This window comes from Streptomyces sp. NPDC053755, from assembly GCF_040677675.1.
GTDB lineage: Bacteria > Actinomycetota > Actinomycetes > Streptomycetales > Streptomycetaceae > Streptomyces.
Genome location: NZ_JBFASK010000005.1, coordinates 40,345 through 57,107, shown reverse-complemented (window position 1 = coordinate 57,107; position 16,763 = coordinate 40,345). Strand labels below are relative to the sequence as shown.

General features: G+C 74.6%; 12 protein-coding genes. 6 read left to right on the top strand and 6 right to left on the bottom strand.

All coding sequences use genetic code 11. The annotated features are described in order from the left end of the window. Positions 1-131: 131 nt before the first annotated feature. The 4 genes from lnt to AB0K65_RS07810 are packed head-to-tail and all read left to right on the top strand — an operon-like array spanning position 132 to position 5,135. Positions 132-1,748: an apolipoprotein N-acyltransferase gene (gene lnt / locus AB0K65_RS07825; RefSeq protein ID WP_365714866.1), complete on the top strand. Its 1,617-nt coding sequence runs from the start codon at positions 132-134 to the stop codon at positions 1,746-1,748. Between the two features lie 24 nt (positions 1,749-1,772). Further along, on the top strand, positions 1,773-2,282 hold the full coding sequence (locus AB0K65_RS07820) for an NUDIX domain-containing protein (RefSeq protein WP_365714865.1): 510 nt from the start codon (positions 1,773-1,775) through the stop codon (positions 2,280-2,282). Between the two features lie 28 nt (positions 2,283-2,310). Next, complete coding sequence (locus AB0K65_RS07815; RefSeq protein WP_365714864.1) at positions 2,311-3,192, top strand: 3-hydroxybutyrate dehydrogenase; 882 nt, start codon at positions 2,311-2,313, stop codon at positions 3,190-3,192. 53 nt (positions 3,193-3,245) lie between these two features. After that, complete coding sequence (locus AB0K65_RS07810; protein WP_365714863.1) at positions 3,246-5,135, top strand: GAF domain-containing protein; 1,890 nt, start codon at positions 3,246-3,248, stop codon at positions 5,133-5,135. Positions 5,136-5,201: 66 nt separating this feature from the next. Here the strand turns inward: AB0K65_RS07810 and AB0K65_RS07805 are convergent, their stop codons facing one another. From AB0K65_RS07805 to AB0K65_RS07790, 4 genes are all read right to left on the bottom strand, one after another. Then, entirely contained in the window at positions 5,202-6,572 is a 1,371-nt protein-coding gene (locus tag AB0K65_RS07805) for an MFS transporter (protein WP_365714862.1), read from the bottom strand. 131 nt (positions 6,573-6,703) lie between these two features. Next, entirely contained in the window at positions 6,704-8,059 is a 1,356-nt protein-coding gene (locus AB0K65_RS07800) for an LLM class flavin-dependent oxidoreductase (RefSeq protein WP_365714861.1), read from the bottom strand. Beyond that, a complete protein-coding gene (locus AB0K65_RS07795; RefSeq protein ID WP_365714860.1) occupies positions 8,056-9,462 on the bottom strand; it encodes an NtaA/DmoA family FMN-dependent monooxygenase in 1,407 nt (468 codons plus the stop codon). Before AB0K65_RS07795 ends, AB0K65_RS07800 begins: the two co-directional genes overlap by 4 nt. Positions 9,463-9,621: 159 nt before the next feature. Beyond that, the gene (locus AB0K65_RS07790; RefSeq protein ID WP_365714859.1) at positions 9,622-10,884 is read right to left on the bottom strand and encodes an MFS transporter; all 1,263 of its coding nucleotides are present in this window, start codon (positions 10,882-10,884) and stop codon (positions 9,622-9,624) included. 198 nt (positions 10,885-11,082) lie between these two features. On the opposite strand from AB0K65_RS07790, the gene AB0K65_RS07785 reads away from it, so the two are divergent. Beyond that, a complete protein-coding gene (locus AB0K65_RS07785) occupies positions 11,083-14,766 on the top strand; it encodes a BTAD domain-containing putative transcriptional regulator (RefSeq protein WP_365714858.1) in 3,684 nt (1,227 codons plus the stop codon). Between the two features lie 177 nt (positions 14,767-14,943). On the opposite strand, the gene AB0K65_RS07780 is transcribed toward AB0K65_RS07785, so the two are convergent. Continuing rightward, entirely contained in the window at positions 14,944-15,177 is a 234-nt protein-coding gene (locus tag AB0K65_RS07780) for a hypothetical protein (RefSeq protein ID WP_365714857.1), read from the bottom strand. A 259-nt stretch (positions 15,178-15,436) separates the two neighbouring features. Here AB0K65_RS07780 and AB0K65_RS07775 point away from each other — a divergent pair, with 259 nt between their 5' ends. Further along, positions 15,437-15,706, top strand: a complete 270-nt coding sequence (locus AB0K65_RS07775) for a LapA family protein (protein ID WP_365714856.1) — start codon at positions 15,437-15,439, stop codon at positions 15,704-15,706. Between the two features lie 216 nt (positions 15,707-15,922). On the opposite strand, the gene AB0K65_RS07770 is transcribed toward AB0K65_RS07775, so the two are convergent. Beyond that, entirely contained in the window at positions 15,923-16,489 is a 567-nt protein-coding gene (locus AB0K65_RS07770) for a DM13 domain-containing protein (RefSeq protein ID WP_365714855.1), read from the bottom strand. Positions 16,490-16,763: the final 274 nt, after the last annotated feature.

Here is a 16,763-nt window from a genome sequence, read left to right as displayed (position 1 = left end):
GGGAGCCGGGGGTTTGTGGAGGGAATGCGCAGAAACGTTGCAGCGGATGGGGACGGCGACGCCCGCCCCCCATGGCGAAGAGGTCTGGACCGGACTCCTGCCGACGGCGTGCCGCGCCGTAGACTCCGCGTGTGAGCACCACCTTCACCCCCGTCGACGCCTCCGGCCCCGCCGCGGAACCCGAACCGGCCGCCGGCCGCCGGCTGCGGCGTCTCGGACGCCGTCTCGTGCGGCCGGGCGCCGCCGCGCTGTCCGGGCTCCTGCTCTTCCTGAGCTTCCCGCCCCGCCCGCTGTGGTGGCTCGCGCTGCCCGGCTTCGCGCTGCTCGGCTGGGCTCTGCGGGCCCGTCGGCCGCGCGCCGGGTTCGGCCTCGGCTATCTCGCGGGCCTCGGCTTCCTGCTGCCCCTGCTCGTCTGGACGGGCGAGGAGGTCGGCCCGGTGCCGTGGGTCGCCCTCGCGGCGGTGGAGGCGCTGTTCGTGGCCGCCGCCGGGCTGGGAATCGCGGTCGTCTCGCGGCTGCCCGCCTGGCCGGTGTTCGCGGCCGCGGTGTGGATCCTCGCCGAGGCGGCACGCGCGCGTGTCCCGTTCGGCGGGTTCCCCTGGGGCAAGATCGCCTTCGGGCAGGCGGACGGAGTCTTCCTGCCGCTGGCCGCCGTGGGCGGCACACCGGTGCTCGGGTTCGCCGTCGCGCTCTGCGGGTTCGGCCTGTACGAGACCGTGCGGCAGCTCCGCGCCCGCCGGGCGACCGGCGCCCTCGCGCCCCGTCCCCTCGCCGCGGCCGTCCTCGCCGTCCTGGTCCCGGTCACCGGCGCTGTGGCCGCGCTGCCCCTAGTCGACGACTCGGCGCAGGACGGTACCGCCACCGTCGCCGCGGTGCAGGGCAACGTGCCCCGGCTGGGCCTCGACTTCAACTCCCAGCGGCGCGCCGTCCTGGACAACCACGCCGCCCGGACCAAGGAACTCGCCGCGGACGTCAAGGCCGGCCGCGAGCCCCGGCCGGACTTCGTGCTGTGGCCGGAGAACTCCTCCGACATCGATCCCCTGGCCAACCCCGACGCCCGGGACGTCATCGACGAGGCGGTCGGGGCGATCGGCGTCCCGACCGTGATCGGCGCGGTCATCGCCCCCGAGACCGGGAAGCTGCGCAACACCCTCATCGAGTGGGACCCGGAGAAGGGCCCCGTCGCCACCTACGACAAGCGGCACGTCCAGCCCTTCGGCGAGTACATCCCGATGCGGTCCTTCGTGCGGCTCTTCAACAGCGACGTGGACCGGGTGAGCCGTGACTTCGGGCCCGGCGACGCGATCGGCGTCTTCGATCTGGCCGGGACGCGCGTCGGCCTGGCCACCTGCTACGAAGCCGCGTTCGACTGGGCCGTGCGGGACACCGTCACCCACGGCGCCCAGCTGATCACCGTACCGAGCAACAACGCCACCTTCGGCCGCAGCGAGATGACCTACCAGCAGCTGGCGATGTCCCGGGTCCGGGCCGTCGAGCACAGCCGGGCCGTGGTCGTGCCCGTCACCAGCGGCGTCAGCGCGATCATCATGCCGGACGGGAAGATCGTGCGGGAGTCGCGGATGTTCACCCCCGACGTGCTGGTCGACGAGGTCCCGCTGCGCTCCTCACTCACCCCGGCCACCCGCGTGGGCACCCTGCCCGAGGCGCTCCTGGCCGGCCTCGCCGCCGCCGGTCTCGGCTGGTCGGCGCTCCGCCTCCTGCGCGCCCGCCGCCAGGCCCGCGCCTGATCTGCCAACCTCTAGGGTCGACGCATGGGTACACCTGACTTCATCCGCGAGCTGCGGGCCAGCGCCGGCCACCAGTTGCTGTTCCTGCCCGGCGTGAGCGCCGTCGTCTTCGACGAGCAGGGCCGCGTCCTGCTCGGCCGGCGGGCCGACAACGGCCTGTGGTCGATCATCGGCGGCATCGTCGAGCCCGGCGAGCAGCCCGCCGACTGCGCGGTGCGCGAGGTGTACGAGGAGACCGCGGTGCGCTGCGAGGTCGAGCGGGTCGTGCTGGTCCAGACGCTGCGCAAGCCCGTCGTCTATCCCAACGGCGACCAGTGCCAGTTCATGGACATCTCGTTCCGGTGTCGGGCCGTCGGCGGCGAGGCCCGGGTCAACGACGAGGAGTCCACGGACGTCGGCTGGTTCGAGAGGGACGGGCTCCCCGAGATGAAGCGGTTCTCGCACTTCCGGATCGAGCAGGCGCTCGCCGACGAACCCACATGGTTCGACACCACGCCATCGAGCGGAAGTATGGGCCCGGCACACATCGGTTGACGGTGGGGCGCTTCATAAGGTGCGGAGCATGAGCGCCCCCACCACCTCCGGCCCCGCAGCGGCTCCGGCCCCGGTCCCGCCGTCCCGCCCGGCGAGGATCCCGGCCGGGCAGCCGGTGCCCGCGCCGGGGCCCAGCCCCGCACACGTGACGCTCGACCTCACCGGCCGCAGCGCGCTCGTCACCGGCGCGGCCGGGGGCATCGGACGCGCCTGCGCGCTCCGGCTCGCCGCCGCCGGGGCCCGGGTCAGAGCCGTCGACCGCGCCGCCGAGGGGCTCGCCGCCCTCGCCGAGCAGGCCACCGGTCTGGCCGGCACGGTCGAGCCGCAGATCCTGGACCTCACCGACCTGGACGCCGCGGAGGCCGCCGCCGCGGGCGCCGACATCCTCGTCAACAACGCCGGACTGCAGCTGGTCCGCCCCATCGAGGAGTTCCCGCCGGACGTCTTCCACACCGTGCTCACCGTGATGCTGGAAGCCCCCTTCCGGCTGATCAGGGGCGCCCTGCCGCACATGTACGCCCAGGGCTGGGGCCGCATCGTCAACCTCTCCTCCGTCCACGGTCTGCGCGCCTCCGCCTACAAGTCCGCCTATGTGGCCGCCAAACACGGTCTCGAAGGACTCTCCAAGACCGCCGCGCTCGAAGGCGCCGCGCGGGGGGTCACCTCCAACTGCGTCAACCCCGGCTATGTGCGTACGCCCCTGGTCGAACGGCAGATCGCCGACCAGGCGGCCGCCCACTCCATCCCGCCGGAGCGGGTCCTGACCGAGGTCCTCCTGAAGGACTCGGCGCTCAAGCGGCTTATCGAGCCGGACGAGGTCGCCGAAGCGGTGCTCTACCTCTGCACTCCCCAGGCCTCCTTCATCACCGGCACCTCCCTGACCCTCGACGGCGGCTGGACCGCACACTGAGGGTCGTCCACAGGGCTGGTGCGATCACCCGTACGGCAGGTATCCCTGTGTCCATGTCCCACGAACAGGTCTCCTACCTGGAGCTCCTCGCCCGAGGAGCCGCGACGGAGGCGTACGACCGGCCCGTGCTGCTCGCCCGCGCGAGCGGCGCGGGCCCCGAGGCGCTGGCCGGACTCGAGCAGGCCAAGCAGCTCGCCCTGCGCGTCCGGGCCGAGCTGGAAGGGCGACGGCGCCGCGAGGCCGAGCTCTCCGCCCTCTTCGAGACCGCCCACGACCTCGCGGGACTGCGCGACCTCGACGCGGTGCTCCGCGCCATCGTCCAGCGGGCCCGCTCCCTCCTCGGGACCGAGGTCGCCTACCTCAGCCTCAACGACCCCGTCGCGGGCGACACCTACATGCGCGTGACCGAGGGCTCGGTGTCCGCGCGCTTCCAGCAGCTCCGCCTCGGCATGGGCGAAGGGCTCGGCGGCCTGGTCGCCCAGACCGCCCGCCCCTACGTCACCGACGACTACTTCGACGACGCGCGCTTCCAGCACACCCGCACGATCGACACCGCCGTCGGGGACGAAGGGCTCGTCGCCATCCTCGGCGTCCCGCTGACCCTGGGCAGCCAGGTCATCGGCGTGCTCTTCGCCGCCGACCGGCGCGCGCGCGTCTTCGAACGGGAGCAGGTCGCCCTGCTCGGCTCCTTCGCCGCGCACGCCGCCGTCGCCATCGACACGGCCAACCTCCTCGCCGAGACCCGCTCGGCCCTCGCCGAACTGGAGCGTGCCAACGACATCATCCGCGAGCACAGCGGGGTCATCGAACGTGCCTCGGAGGTGCACGACCGGCTCACCGAGCTGGTGCTGCGCGGCGGCGGCGTCCTCGACGTCGCGAGCGCGGTCTCCGAAGTCCTCGGCGGCGCGGTCGAGTTCGTCGAGGGCGCCCGGAGCTCCGCCCCGCTCGCCGACGGCCGCGCGCTCCGGGACGGCGACCAGTGGGTGGCCGCCGTGTCGGCCGGCGGCGAGACCTTCGGCGCCCTGGTCCTGAGCGGCCAGCCGGAGCTCGACCCCGTCGACCAGCGGACGCTGGAGCGGGCCGCCCTCGTCACCTCGCTGCTCCTGCTGGCCCGCCGCTCGGCGGGCGAGGCGGAGCAGCGCGTGCGCGGCGAACTGCTCGACGACCTCCTCGACGCCCCCGACCGCGACCGCCGCCTGCTGCGCGAGCGGGCCGCCCGACTGCGTACCGACGTCGACGCGCCCCACGTGGTCCTCGCCGCCCGGATCGACCGGGGCGGAGCCGGCGGCGACGGCGAGAGCGGCGTGCGGGAGAGCGCGGACCGGCAGCGGCTCTGGTCCGGCGCCTCGCACCTGGCCGCCACCCGGCACGGCCTCGCCTCCGCACGCGACGGCGGCACCGTGCTGCTGCTTCCCCTCGGCCGGGGGGAGAGCGCCGCCGACCTGGCCCGGCAGACCGCCCGACACCTCGGCGGCGCCGTGCGCGAGCCGGTCACGGTCGGCGCCTCCGCCCCCCTGGAGGCCCCCTTCGCCCGGCCGGGCCGGGTCGCCACCGCGTACGACGAGGCCCGCCGCTGCCTGGACGCGCTGCGTCTGCTGCACCGCTCCGGAGAGGGCGCGGCCGCCGAGGACCTGGGGTTCCTCGGCCTGCTCCTCGCCGACGGCCGGGACATCCAGGGCTTCGTCGAGCGCACGATCGGTGAGGTCGTCGCCTACGACGCGCGCCGTGGCACGGACCTGGTGCGGACGATGGACGCGTACTTCGCGAGCGGCATGAGCCCCGCCCGGACGAAGGACGATCTCCACGTCCATGTGAACACCGTGGCCCAGCGCATCGAACGGATCGGACGGCTCCTCGGACCCGACTGGCAGTCCCCGGCCCGCGCCCTGGAGATCCAGCTGGCCCTGCGGCTGCACGCCATGGCCCCGGCGGTCAGCCGCTGAGGCACGCACGCGAAGGGCGCCGGCCCCTTGCGGGAACCGGCGCCCTTCGCGTCGACGCGTCAAGGATCAGGCGTCCGCGCGAACCGGGGCCGTGGCCGGCGCGGCGTCCTCGGCCACCTCGGAGAGGTCGAGGTTGCGGGTCTCGCGAGCGCAGGCGACGGCGACGACCGTCAGGAGCGCGGCGGCGATCACGTAGAGGGCGATCGGTGTCGAGGAGCCGTGATCCGCGAGCAGCGCCGTGGCGATCAGCGGCGCCGGAGCGCCGGCGGCGACCGAGGAGAACTGCGCGCCGATGGAGGCCCCGGAGTAGCGCATCCGGGTCGCGAACATCTCGGAGAAGAACGCGGCCTGCGGGGCGTACATCGCACCGTGCAGGACCAGGCCGACGGTGACGGCGAGCAGCAGGCTGCCGAAGCTCCCGGTGTCGATGAGCGCGAAGAACGGGAACATCCAGGCGCCGACACCGACCGCGCCGATGAGGTAGACGGGCTTGCGGCCGATCCGGTCGGAGAGCGCGCCCCACAGGGGGATGACGGCGAAGTGGACGGCGGAGGCGATCAGGACGGCGTTCAGCGCGGTCTGCTTGGTCAGGCCCACCGAGGTCGTGGCGTAGACGAGGATGAACGCGGTGATCACGTAGTAGCTGATGTTCTCCGCCATCCGCGCGCCCATCGCGACGAGCACATCGCGCCAGTGGTGCTTCAGGACGGCGACCAGCGGCATCTTCTCCACCTGTCCCGCCGCCGCCTTGCGTTCCTCGGCCGCGGCGAGTGCCGCCTTGAACACGGGCGACTCGTCCACCGAGAGGCGGATCCACAGGCCGACGATGACCAGCACACCGGAGAGCAGGAAGGGTATGCGCCAGCCCCACGAGAGGAAGGCGGAGTCGGAGAGCAGCGCGGTCAGCGCGGACAGCACACCGGTCGCGAGCAACTGGCCTGCCGGCGCGCCGGTCTGCGGCCACGAGGCCCAGAAGCCGCGCCGCTCGGCGTCCCCGTGCTCCGACACCAGCAGGACCGCCCCGCCCCACTCCCCGCCGAGCGCGAAGCCCTGCACCAGCCGCAGCGCGGTGAGCAGCAGCGGCGCGGCGGACCCGACGGTGGCGTGTGTCGGCAGCAGCCCGATGGCGAAGGTGGCGCCTCCCATCAGCAACAGGCTGAGCACCAGCAGCTTCTTGCGTCCGAGCCGGTCCCCGTAGTGCCCGAAGACGAGCGCGCCCAGCGGCCGGGCGGCGAATCCGACCGCGTACGTCAGGAACGACAGCAGCGTGCCGACCAGCGGATCGGAATCCGGGAAGAACAGCTTGTTGAAGACCAGCGCGGCGGCTGAGCCGTAGAGGAAGAAGTCGTACCACTCGATGGTGGTGCCGATGAGGGAGGCGGCGACGATGCGCTTGAGCGAGTTCGGTGGCGTCGGGGAGGGCGTTGCGGCGGCCATGTGCACCACTTCCAGGCAGGTACGGGGACGTTTCGGTGTCGCCACACCGTAGGAAGGGGCAGGTCAGGGGCGTATGTGGTGGGACACCATAGTTCGGGTGGCCCGTGTGCGCCAGGCCCCCATGGTGGCGCTCAACCGGCTTTCGCGTAGCGGCTGGTGGGGCGTGTCAGTCCCAGGTGGCCGCGCAGCGTGGTGGAGGTGTACTCCGTACGGAACGCCCCGCGCCGTTGCAGCTCCGGGACCAGGCCCCGGGTGATCGCTTCGAGGTCGTGCGGAAGGGCGGCCGGCCGCAGGCGGAAGCCGTCCAGGCCGGTGGAGCGCCAGTCGAGCAGCAGGTCGGCCAGTTCGGCGGGGGTGCCGGCGAAGATCCGGGCGTCGGAGGCGAGCCTGCCTCCGGCCGCCGCGTCCAGGCGGGACGTGCGCCGGGCGGCCGCGCCCGGTTCGCCGTCCAGGAGGACGACGAGGTCCGCGAAGACCCGGAGAGGGCGATCCTCCACGTCCCGGCCGGTTCGCTCCACCGCCTCGGAGATCCGGGCGAGGATCGCCGCCGCGCCGGCCCGGTCGTGCGGGGTGACGGCGACGACGTCCGAGCCGAGCGCCGCGAACTCGTACGGCGTGGTGGCGTGCGCGAGGCTCACCACCAGGGGCTGGCCCTGCGGGGTGCGCGGGGTGATCGACGGGCCCTTCACGCTGAAGGTGCTGCCCTCGAAGTCGACGGGGTGGACCTTGTCGCGGTCGAGGAAGCGGCCCGTCGCCGCGTCCCGTATCTCCGCGTCGTCCTCCCAGCTGTCCCAGAGCCGCCGTGCCGTCTCCACCACCTCTGCGCCTTCCGTGAAGAGGGTGTGCAGGCGCCGGGAGATCAGCTCCGGTTCGGTCACGTCCTCCTCGGTGAGCAGGGGCGTGGTGCGGCGGCCGAAGTGCGCGGCGTCGGCCGCGCGGGACGACACCTGCGGGCGCCAGCCGGCCCTACCCCGGCTCACGTGGTCGAGGGTCGCGATGCCGATGGCCAGGTGGAACGGTTCGGTGTGGGTGACGTTGGTGGTGGGGACCAGGCCGATGCGGGTGGTGAGCGGGGCGAGATGGGCGGCGAGCAGCACCGCGTCGATGCTGCCCCTGACCTGGTCGGTGCGGTCGTCGGGGAGGTGGAAGGCGGCGGACTGGAGGCCGAGGGCGTCCTCGAAGGTGACGAAGTCGAGCAGGCCGCGCTCGGCCTCGGCGACCAGGCCGGCCCAGTAGGGGGCGTCGAGCAGCTCACCGGGCCGTGCCTCCGTCTCACGCCAGGCCGCCGGGTGCCAGCCCGCGCCGTCCAGCGCGACGGCCAGGTGCAGCGGGGAGCTGGGGGAGCCGGCGGCGCCGGCGGTAACCGAGCCGGCGGACGGGCCGGGCGTCGCGCCGGAGACGTCGACGGTGCCGGACGGGCCGGAGGTGGCGGACGTGCCGGTTGTCGCGCCGGTCGTGCCCGTTGGCGCGCCGATCGTGCCGGTCATGCGGAGGTCTCCTTGTCGTCGTGCCTGTCGCCCGAGGCCTTTGCGGGGCCGCCCCACCCGGCGGGGCGGGGTGCGGCGGACAGACCCAGGTGGTCCCGGAGCGTGGTGCCGGTGTAATCGCCGCGGTGGACGCCCTTCTCCTGGAGGATCGGCACGACCCGCTCCACGAAGTCGTCGAGGCCGCCCGGGGTGAGGTGGGGGACGAGGACGAAACCGTCGGCGCCCTCGGTCTGTACGTAGTCGTCGATGGCGTCGGCGACCGTCCGGGGGCTGCCGACGAACGTCTGGCGTCCGCCGACCTCGATGACCAGCTCCCGGATGGAGAGATTCCGCTCCTCCGCGAGCCTGCGCCACTGCCGCGCCGTCTCCGCCCGGTCCCTGCGGAAGACGGTGTGCCCCTTCAGGAAGTGGGCCTCGTCCTCAGGATCGATGTCGGGCAGCGGCCCGTCGGGGTCGTAGGCGGACAGGTCACGGCCCCAGACCGCCTCCAGGTGGGCGATCGCGGTCTGCGGGCTCACCAGCTCCCGGCTGATCTCCTCCGCGTACGCGGCGGCCTCCTCGTCGGTGTCCGCGACGACCGCGCCGGCGGTGGGGAGGATCAGCAGATCGTCGGGGCTCCGGCCGTACGCGGCCAGGCGCCGCTTCACGTCCCGGTAGAAGTCCCGGGCCGCGTCGATCCGGTTGTGTCTGCTGAAGACGACCTCGGCGTCGGAGGCGGCGAACTCCCGGCCCGCGTCCGACTCGCCGGACTGGATGATCACCGGGTGGCCCTGCGGGCCGGGCGGGGTGGTGAACCGGCCGGAGATGTCGAAGTGCCGCCCCCGGTGGGCGAAGCGGCCGGCCCCCGGCGTGACGAACGCGCCGCCGGCCGCATCGGCCTTCAGGTCGCCGTCCGCCCAGCTGTCCCACAACTTCCGTGCGACGGTGAGGAATTCGGCGGCCCGGGTGTAGCGGTCGGCCTCGGGCAGGAAGCCGCCCCGGCGGAAGTTCTCGCCGGTGAACGCGTCGTGGCTGGTGACCACGTTCCAGGCGGCCCGCCCGCCGCTGAGCCGGTCCAGGGTGGCGAACCGGCGCGCCACCTCGTACGGCTCGTTGAAGGTGGCGTTGACCGTGGCGGCGAGGCCCAGACGGGTGGTGACGGCGGCCAGGGCGCTCAGCATGGTCAGGTTCTCCGGGCGCCCCGCGATGTCCAGGTCGTAGACCCGCCCCTTGTGCTCGCGCAGCCGCAGCCCTTCGGCGAGGAAGAAGAAGTCGAACTTGCCGCGCTCGACGGTCTGCGCGAGCCGGATGAAGGAGTCGGGAGATATCTGGCTCCCGGAACGCGGGTCCGACCAGACGGTCACGTTGTGGATGCCGGGCAGCTGCGCGGCGAGATGCACCTGTTTCCTGGTGGTGGCGGGCACGGTGCGGTCTCCTTCTGGGGTCCGGCGCGGGACGGTGGGGGCGGTGGGGCGGGGCGGTGGTTCTCCGGGCGTGCCCGCGCGGGGCGGCGTCCGCACAGGTCGGCCGGGACCGCTTCACGAGGTGTTCACGCCGCGCAGGCGGTGCCGGGGGTTTCCGTGTCATGCCGCCGGGGCGGGGGACTCCTCCGCCGGCACCACCGGGCGCCGGGCGGGGAAGCCCGCCTGCCGGGCGTGGAGCACGACCGCGATCACCGGCAGCAGGAGCAGCAGAACCGCCCAGGGGAAGGACTCGCTGCCGATCACGTCGAGCAGGATGCCGCCGACGATGCCGCCGCCCGCCATCGCCACGTTCCACAGTGTGACGAGCATGGCCTGGGCCGCGTCGGCCGATTCGCCGCCCGCGTCACCGACGGCGGTCTGCAGCAAGGTGGGCACGCCACCCCAGCCGAGACCCCACAGCACCGTGGCGGCGTAGACGAGTGCGGTGATGTCGGAGAGGACGGCCAGGAGCAGCGCGGCGACGGCGACGAGCAGGGCGCCGCCGACGGTGAGGCCGCGCAGCCGGCGGTTGATCCGCGCGCCGACGATCCAGATGCTCGCCAGCGAGGCGGCGCCGAAGACCAGCAGGATCAGACCGGTCGAGCCGCCCAGGCCCAGGTCGTCGAGATAGGTGGCGATGTACGCGTACAGGATGGTGTGGGCGAGGACGAAGACCAGCGTGACGAAGAGGACCGGGGTGACTCCGGGGATGCGCAGGGTCGGCAGCAGCCTCGGCCGCGCGCCGCGCCCCTGGCCGGGATGGTCCGGTACGGCCGCGAAGATCCACGCCAGCAGCACGACGGTGAGGGCCGTCATCGCGAGGAAGGCCACTCGCCAGCCCAGCCAGTCGCCGAGGAACGTACCGGCGGGGACGCCGAGGGAGAGTGCGACGGGGATGCCGGCCATGGCGACGGCCATCGCCTTGCCCTGGAGGTGGACGGGGGCCAGGCGGCGGGCGTACCCGGCGAGCAGGGCCCAGGCGAGACCGGCCGCGACGCCGGCGACGAACCGGGCCGCCATCGTCACTTCGAAGACCGACGACACGGCCGTCACGGTGTTGCCGAGGGCGAACCCGCCCATGGCCGTGAGCAGCAGCCTCTTGCGCCGCCAGCCCGCGGTGGCCGCGGTGAGCGGGATCGCGGTCAGGGCGGTGCCGATCGCGTACACGGTGACCGTCTGGCCGGTCGCGGACTCGCTCACCCGAAGGTCCCGGCTCATCGCGGGCAGCAGGCCGGCGGGCAGGGTCTCGGTGAGGCTGGTGACGAAGACGGCGGTGGCGAGGGCCAGCAGTGCGAAGAGCGGAAGCCTCTGCTGTTCGACGCCCCCGTGCTTCGGCTCCCGTGCCACAGCGGCGGCGGGCGCCGCGTCGGGTGCGGTGCTCATGGGGGTGTGCTCCAGATGTCCGTGGTTCCGAAAAGGAGAGGGGGCGCGGGGACGGATGGTGGTGGCGGCGGCGGAGGCGGTTCGGCGTGGCCACCGGCGGAGACGACTCTGCGCCCCGGCCCTTCGGGAAACCTGCGGAAAACCTTCGGGGCGGCCGACCGCCGGGCACCGCTCCACCGGACATGTACGGTGGCCGCTATGCGGTTTGGGGTACTCGGGCCACTCGTGGTGTGGGACGGCGAGGGGCGGGAGGTCAGAGTCCCCGAAGTCAAGGTGCGGGCCCTGCTGGCGGACCTGCTGGCACACGACGGGGAACCGGTGTCCACCGACCGCCTCATCCACGACCTGTGGGGCGACGCGCCTCCGGGCAGGCCCTCGGGCGCCCTCCAGGCCAAGGTCTCCCAGCTGCGCCGGGTCATCGGCCGCGACCGGGTGGTCCGCCGGCCCCCCGGCTACCGTCTGCGGCTCGACACGGGCGACGACGTGGACGCCGTACGCTTCCGCGCCCTGGTGACCGAGGCCCGCCCCGTCCGGGACCCCCGCGCGCGGGCCGCGCTGCTCACCGAGGCCCTGGAGCTGTGGCGGGGACCGGCGTACGCCGACTTCGCGGACGGCCTGTTCGTACGGGAGGCCGCCCGGCGCCTCGCCGAGCAGCGCCTCTCCGTGCTGGAGGAACAGGCGGAGGCACGCCTGGAGGCGGGGGAGCACGCGCTCCTCGCCGGGGAGCTCGCCGGCCTCGTGGTGCTCCACCCGCTGCGGGAGCGCCTGCGCGCCGTGCAGATGAGGGCCTTGTACGCGGCAGGGCGCCAGAGCGAGGCGCTCACCTCGTACGAGGACCTGCGCACCCGGCTTGCGGGGGAGCTGGGGGTCGACCCGAGCCCCGAGCTGGCAGCGCTGCACGGGGCGGTGCTGCGGCAGGAGCCGTGGCTGAGCGCGAAGGCGTACGCGTACGGGGCTTCGTCGGGCGGCTCCGCGGGGTGGGCGGACCTCGCCCCGGCACATGGCGCCGCGCCCACCCCGCACGCGGGTGCCCGGCGTAGCGCGGCCACCCCGGACGAACGCGCCCGATCGAGCGCGGCCGCCCCGCACGGCGCGGGTACGCCGTCCGGCGCGGCCGCCCCGCACGGCGCGGGTACGCCGTCCTTCGCGGGCGCCCCGCAGGCCACGGGTACGCCGTCGGGCGGCGTCCCCCCGCGCCCCGCCGGTGTCCCGTCCACCGTGGCCATCCCGCACACGGCGGATGCCCGGTCGAGCACGGCCGCCCCCCACTCCGGACCCTCCCTCGGCACCCTTCCCGTCCCCCTCACACCCCTCGTCGGCCGGGGCCAGGCGCTCGCGGAGATATCCCGGCTGCTCGCCGGCACACGGCTGGTGACGCTCACCGGACCCGGCGGCGTCGGCAAGACCCGGCTGGCCGTGGCGGCGGCCACCGCCGAGCGGGACGGTGACCGGGCCGGCGAACCGGCGGACGGGCCCTGGTTCGTGGAGTTCTCCGGCATCCGCGCCGGCACTCCCGCCGACCTGGCCCAGATCGTCGCCGCCACCCTCGGCATCCGCGACGACGCCCCGCACGCGGCGCCGGGCGGCACCGGCGCCGGGGCCCCCTCCCCGCCGCACCGCCTCGCCGTCGCCCTGCGCGACCGCCGTACGCTCCTCGTCCTGGACAACTGCGAGCACGTCGTCGAGGCCGCCGCGGAACTCACCCAGTCGCTCCTGCGCACCGCCCCCGGCCTGCGAGTCCTCGCCACCGGGCAGGAGCCGCTGGGCCTGGCGGGCGAGGCGGTGTTCCTGGTCGAGCCGCTGCCGCCCGCCGACGCGGTGCGGATGTTCATGGAGCGCGCGGCCGCCGCCACTCCCGGCTTCCCGCGCGACCCGGACACGCCGGACGCGCCCGAGCGCCGGGCCGTCGCCGAGATATGCCGTCGGCTCGACGGCATCCCGCTCGCGCTGGAGCTTGCCGCCACCCGCGTACGCGCCCTCGGTGTACGGGAGTTGGCGGCACGGCTCGACGACCGCTTCCGGCTGCTGACCTTCGGGCAGCGCGGCGCCCCGGCCCGCCAGCAGACGCTGCGGGCGGTGATCGACTGGAGCTGGGAGCTGCTGAGCCCGCCGGAACGCATCGTCCTGCGCCGCCTCGCCGTCCCTGGCGACGGCTGCGACCTGGCCGCGGCCGAAGCGGTCTGCGCGGGAGACGGCGTCGCCCGGGACGAGGTGCTCGACCTCGTCACCCGGCTGGTCGCCCGGTCCCTCGTGGTCGTGGTGGACGGGCCCACCGGCCCCCGCTACCGGCTCCTGGAGTCCGTCGCCGCGTACGCGACCGAGAGGCTCCACGAGCGGGAGGACCTCTCCGCCGTACAGGGCCGGCATCTTCGCCACTACCGGGCCCTGGCCGAGCACGCCGAGCCGCGGCTGCGCGGCGCCGAGCAGCGCACCTGGCTGGCCCGACTGGACGCCGAGGCCGGCAACCTGCGCTCGGCGCTCGACGAGGCGGTGCGCCGGGCGGCCGCGGGCGAGCCGGAGGAGGCGGTCCGGCTGGCCACCGCCCTGGCCTGGTGGTGGCTGCTGCGCGGCCGCCTCACGGAGGCCCGCCGCGGCCTGGGCGTGATTCTCGCCGCGACGGGCGGCGCCCCGGACAGCGCCGGTCCCGCCCCGGGCAGCGCCGGTCCCGCCCCGGACCGTGCCGATGCCGCTTCGGACAGCACCGAGCCCGCCTTCTCCAGATCCGCGGACCGCCGCCCTCCCGCACGCGCCGAACTCGCCCTCCTGCACGCCGCCTTCGCCCTGCTCACCGGGGATCACACGGCAGCAGGTTTGACGGTGGACGACCACGGCCACGACCACGGCCACGGCCTCGCCGACGCCATCCCGGACCCCGTACGCCGGGCCCGTGCGCTCTGGCTCTGCGCCTACGGACTGTTCAGCGCGGGGGACACGGTCGGCGGCGGCGCGCTGAACAGCCGCGCCCTCACCCTGTTCACCCACGCGGGCGACCGGTGGGGCACCGCCGCCGCGCTCGGCCTGCGCGCCGCGCTCGCGCTGGTCCGCGGCGACCTCGCCGGGCTCGGCCGCGACGGGCTGCGCAGTGCTCTGCTCTTCCGCGAACTGGGGGATCGCTGGGGCGAGTTGCAGACCGTCTCCCCCCTCGCCGCGCTCGCCGAGATCAGGGGCGAGTACCCGGACGCGGAGCGTCGGCAGCACGAAGGGCTGCGCATGGCTCGGGAGTTGGGCCTGGAGGCGGAGGTCTCCGCCCGGCTCTCCGGTCTCGGCCGGCTCGCCCTGCTCGCCCGCGACTGGGACCGCGCCCGCGACCTGCACGAGCGGGCGCGCCGGATCGCCGTCGAACAGGGCTACAAGTACGGTGAGATCCACTCCGAGATGGGTCTCGCCCTCGGCGCGCGCCGCTCGGGTGACCTCGACAGGGCCGAGGCGTACCTGCTGCGCATCCGTGACGGCTACGCCGACGTCTCCTCCCGGGCGGGCGACCACCTGCTCCTGGCCGAACTCGGCTTCGTCGCCGAGCTGCGCGGCGACGCGCGCGGGGCGGCCTCCCACCACCTCGCCGGCCTGGAGATCGCCCGCGTCCTCGCCGAGCCCCGCGCCCTTGCCCTCTCCCTGGAGGGCCTCGCCGGGGCGGCCGCCCTGGCGGGCAACGGCCCCGCCGCCATCCGCGCGGCCGTCCTCCTGGGCGCCGCGGCGGCCGCCCGCCGCCGGGCCGGTGCCCCACTGCCGCCCGCCGAGCGCGCCGACGTCGACCGTGTCACCGCCTCGGCAGGGGCCGTGCTGGGGGCGGACGCCTTCGCGGCGGCGTACGAGAAGGGCGCCCGCCTGGACCCGGAGGAGGCGGTGCGAGAGGCCCGTAGGGCTCTCGTCCCGCGCTGCTGACCGGCACGTGGCGCACGTCGCGCTCGTGCCCTGCCAGCGGGAGGAGTCACCGCCGTCGGGGCGGAGGTGGCCGCGGGCGGACGGGCCAGGCGTCACCGACGGCCGGCCCGGGCCCCGCCGGGCGTCACCGCCCGGGCCCCCGGCGCGCCGGCCCCTCCGCCCGCAGGAGGGACCCGGCTACAGGGCCGATTCGTCGTTCCGGTCGTGCCCCATCTTCAGGCTGCCCAGCGGAGGGAAGTCGTCGGTGCTGTCGCCGGGGGAGAGGGTGTAGACGCCGATCACCCGGCCCCGGTCGTCCACCACCGGGAGGCTCGCCGGCGGTTCCACACCGCCGGCGGCCCGCAGGAGCAGCGCCCGGTCCTGCTCCAGGACGGTCAGCGTGGCGACTTCTCCGGTGTTCCGCTCAGACATTCGCTCACCCTCGTCGATGATCGGATCGGTTGTCGGACCAAGGGGCCACGGTAGGGCGGTGGGCACCGTCAGCCGTACAGCGACACCCTGGAGCGGCGGTCGAGGTGGCCGCCCGGGACGTCCGCCCGCACGCACCGGCCCGGACGGCGGGTCCGTCCCGCTCCGGACGAGGTGAGAGACACCGGGGCCCGGTGAGCGGTTCACCCGGGTGGCCGTGGCCACCGCAGCGGCGCGGATCGATCGAGCCGATCATTGCCCCATGAGCCGAAAAGACACGCGGAAGCCACCCGGCGGGACGGATGGACGGACGGGCGCCCGCACGGGACGCGGCTCCTTCCTGACGCCCTCCCGGATCACCATGCTGGTCCTCGCCGCCCTCGCCATCGTCCTCATCGCCGAGAACACCCGTGACGTCCCGATCCGCCTGGTGATCCCCGTCGTCACCATGCCGCTGTACCTGGCCCTCCTCATCATGTTCATCCTCGGGGGACTGTGCGGAGCGCTCCTGGTGCGCGGCAGGGGCAGATAGACACCCGCCCGGCCCGGGGGGAAACGGCCCCGCCCACGGCGTGCGGCCGCCGCGCCCCGGCGCCGCAGCAGCCCCATTGACCGGAACGGCCGTGCCGCGGGGCGTCGGCCACGCTTCCGGCCGCCTCGGTGAAGGACCTCCCGGTGAGGGGCGGGTGGGCGTCCGCGAGTGCCGCGCCACCGACCCCGACGGCCGCCACGCCGCACGCGTGCCGGTTCAGACGCGGACCAGCTCCGCCGCTCCGAAGGAGACGTCGAAGCGATCGCACCAGATGCTGACGCTGGTGTAGGCGCTCCAGTCGACATCGGCGGGCAGCGCGTAGTTCTGGTCTCCCTTGTTGCCCTTCAACGCCCCCAGACTGACGTGCTTCCCGTCGTCGAACACGCGCCAGCCGGCCGTCCCCGGCCTGACCGGCGCGTCCGTCAGCCAGACGCGGAGGTCGGGACCGCTGCTCGTGTCCAGGCCTTCGAGGCGGAGGGTGTGACGTCCGTCCGCCAATCGGATGATCTTCGCGGTGCCCGTGGTGGCGTGCTCGTGGCTGATCAGCGATCCCCGGGCGAGGATCCGCGGGCCGGCACTCGGCGCGGGAGCCGTCGGCCCGCCGGTGTGGGACGACGCTGTGGGCGATCCCGGCACGGGCACCGCGGCGGAGGGCAGTTCCTCCCGTACGGTCTCGTCGACCCAGAGCCGCCAGGGCTGGAACCACACGAGCCCCAGGGCCACGACCACGGCACCGGCGGCCGTGATCACGGCTGTCAGTCTCTTCCTCGTCACGCTGTCCATGGCGCGCCCCTCTCAGCTTGGGTCTTCTCTCCGCCCGTTCAACGGCACCGCCCGGGGCCATCGTTCCGTCGATGCCGAGAAATCCCTACGGCGGCGCGGCGGCACGGTGGCGCTCACACGGTGGGCCCGTCCGGCATCCCGGCCGACGCCGTCACCTCCTCCCGCTCACCATCGCCCTGAAGCGGCTGGTGGACCAGGCTCCGGGTCGGTCCGCGGGATCAGTCCGCGGCGACGCGAAGGGCGTCGGATGCCGAGGTGGGGGCGTGGCGGTCAG

Bases quoted from the DNA above. Each gene is read 5' to 3' on its own strand.
- AB0K65_RS07770 (WP_365714855.1), bottom strand. From the start codon at position 16,489: ATGGACAGCGTGACGAGGAAGAGACTGACAGCCGTGATCACGGCCGCC.
- AB0K65_RS07800 (WP_365714861.1), bottom strand. From the start codon at position 8,059: ATGACCGGCACGATCGGCGCGCCAACGGGCACGACCGGCGCGACAACC.
- AB0K65_RS07790 (WP_365714859.1), bottom strand. From the start codon at position 10,884: ATGAGCACCGCACCCGACGCGGCGCCCGCCGCCGCTGTGGCACGGGAG.
- AB0K65_RS07780 (WP_365714857.1), bottom strand. From the start codon at position 15,177: ATGTCTGAGCGGAACACCGGAGAAGTCGCCACGCTGACCGTCCTGGAG.
- AB0K65_RS07810 (WP_365714863.1), top strand. From the start codon at position 3,246: ATGTCCCACGAACAGGTCTCCTACCTGGAGCTCCTCGCCCGAGGAGCC.
- AB0K65_RS07785 (WP_365714858.1), top strand. From the start codon at position 11,083: ATGCGGTTTGGGGTACTCGGGCCACTCGTGGTGTGGGACGGCGAGGGG.
- AB0K65_RS07815 (WP_365714864.1), top strand. From the start codon at position 2,311: ATGAGCGCCCCCACCACCTCCGGCCCCGCAGCGGCTCCGGCCCCGGTC.
- AB0K65_RS07775 (WP_365714856.1), top strand. From the start codon at position 15,437: ATGAGCCGAAAAGACACGCGGAAGCCACCCGGCGGGACGGATGGACGG.
- AB0K65_RS07820 (WP_365714865.1), top strand. From the start codon at position 1,773: ATGGGTACACCTGACTTCATCCGCGAGCTGCGGGCCAGCGCCGGCCAC.
- AB0K65_RS07805 (WP_365714862.1), bottom strand. From the start codon at position 6,572: ATGGCCGCCGCAACGCCCTCCCCGACGCCACCGAACTCGCTCAAGCGC.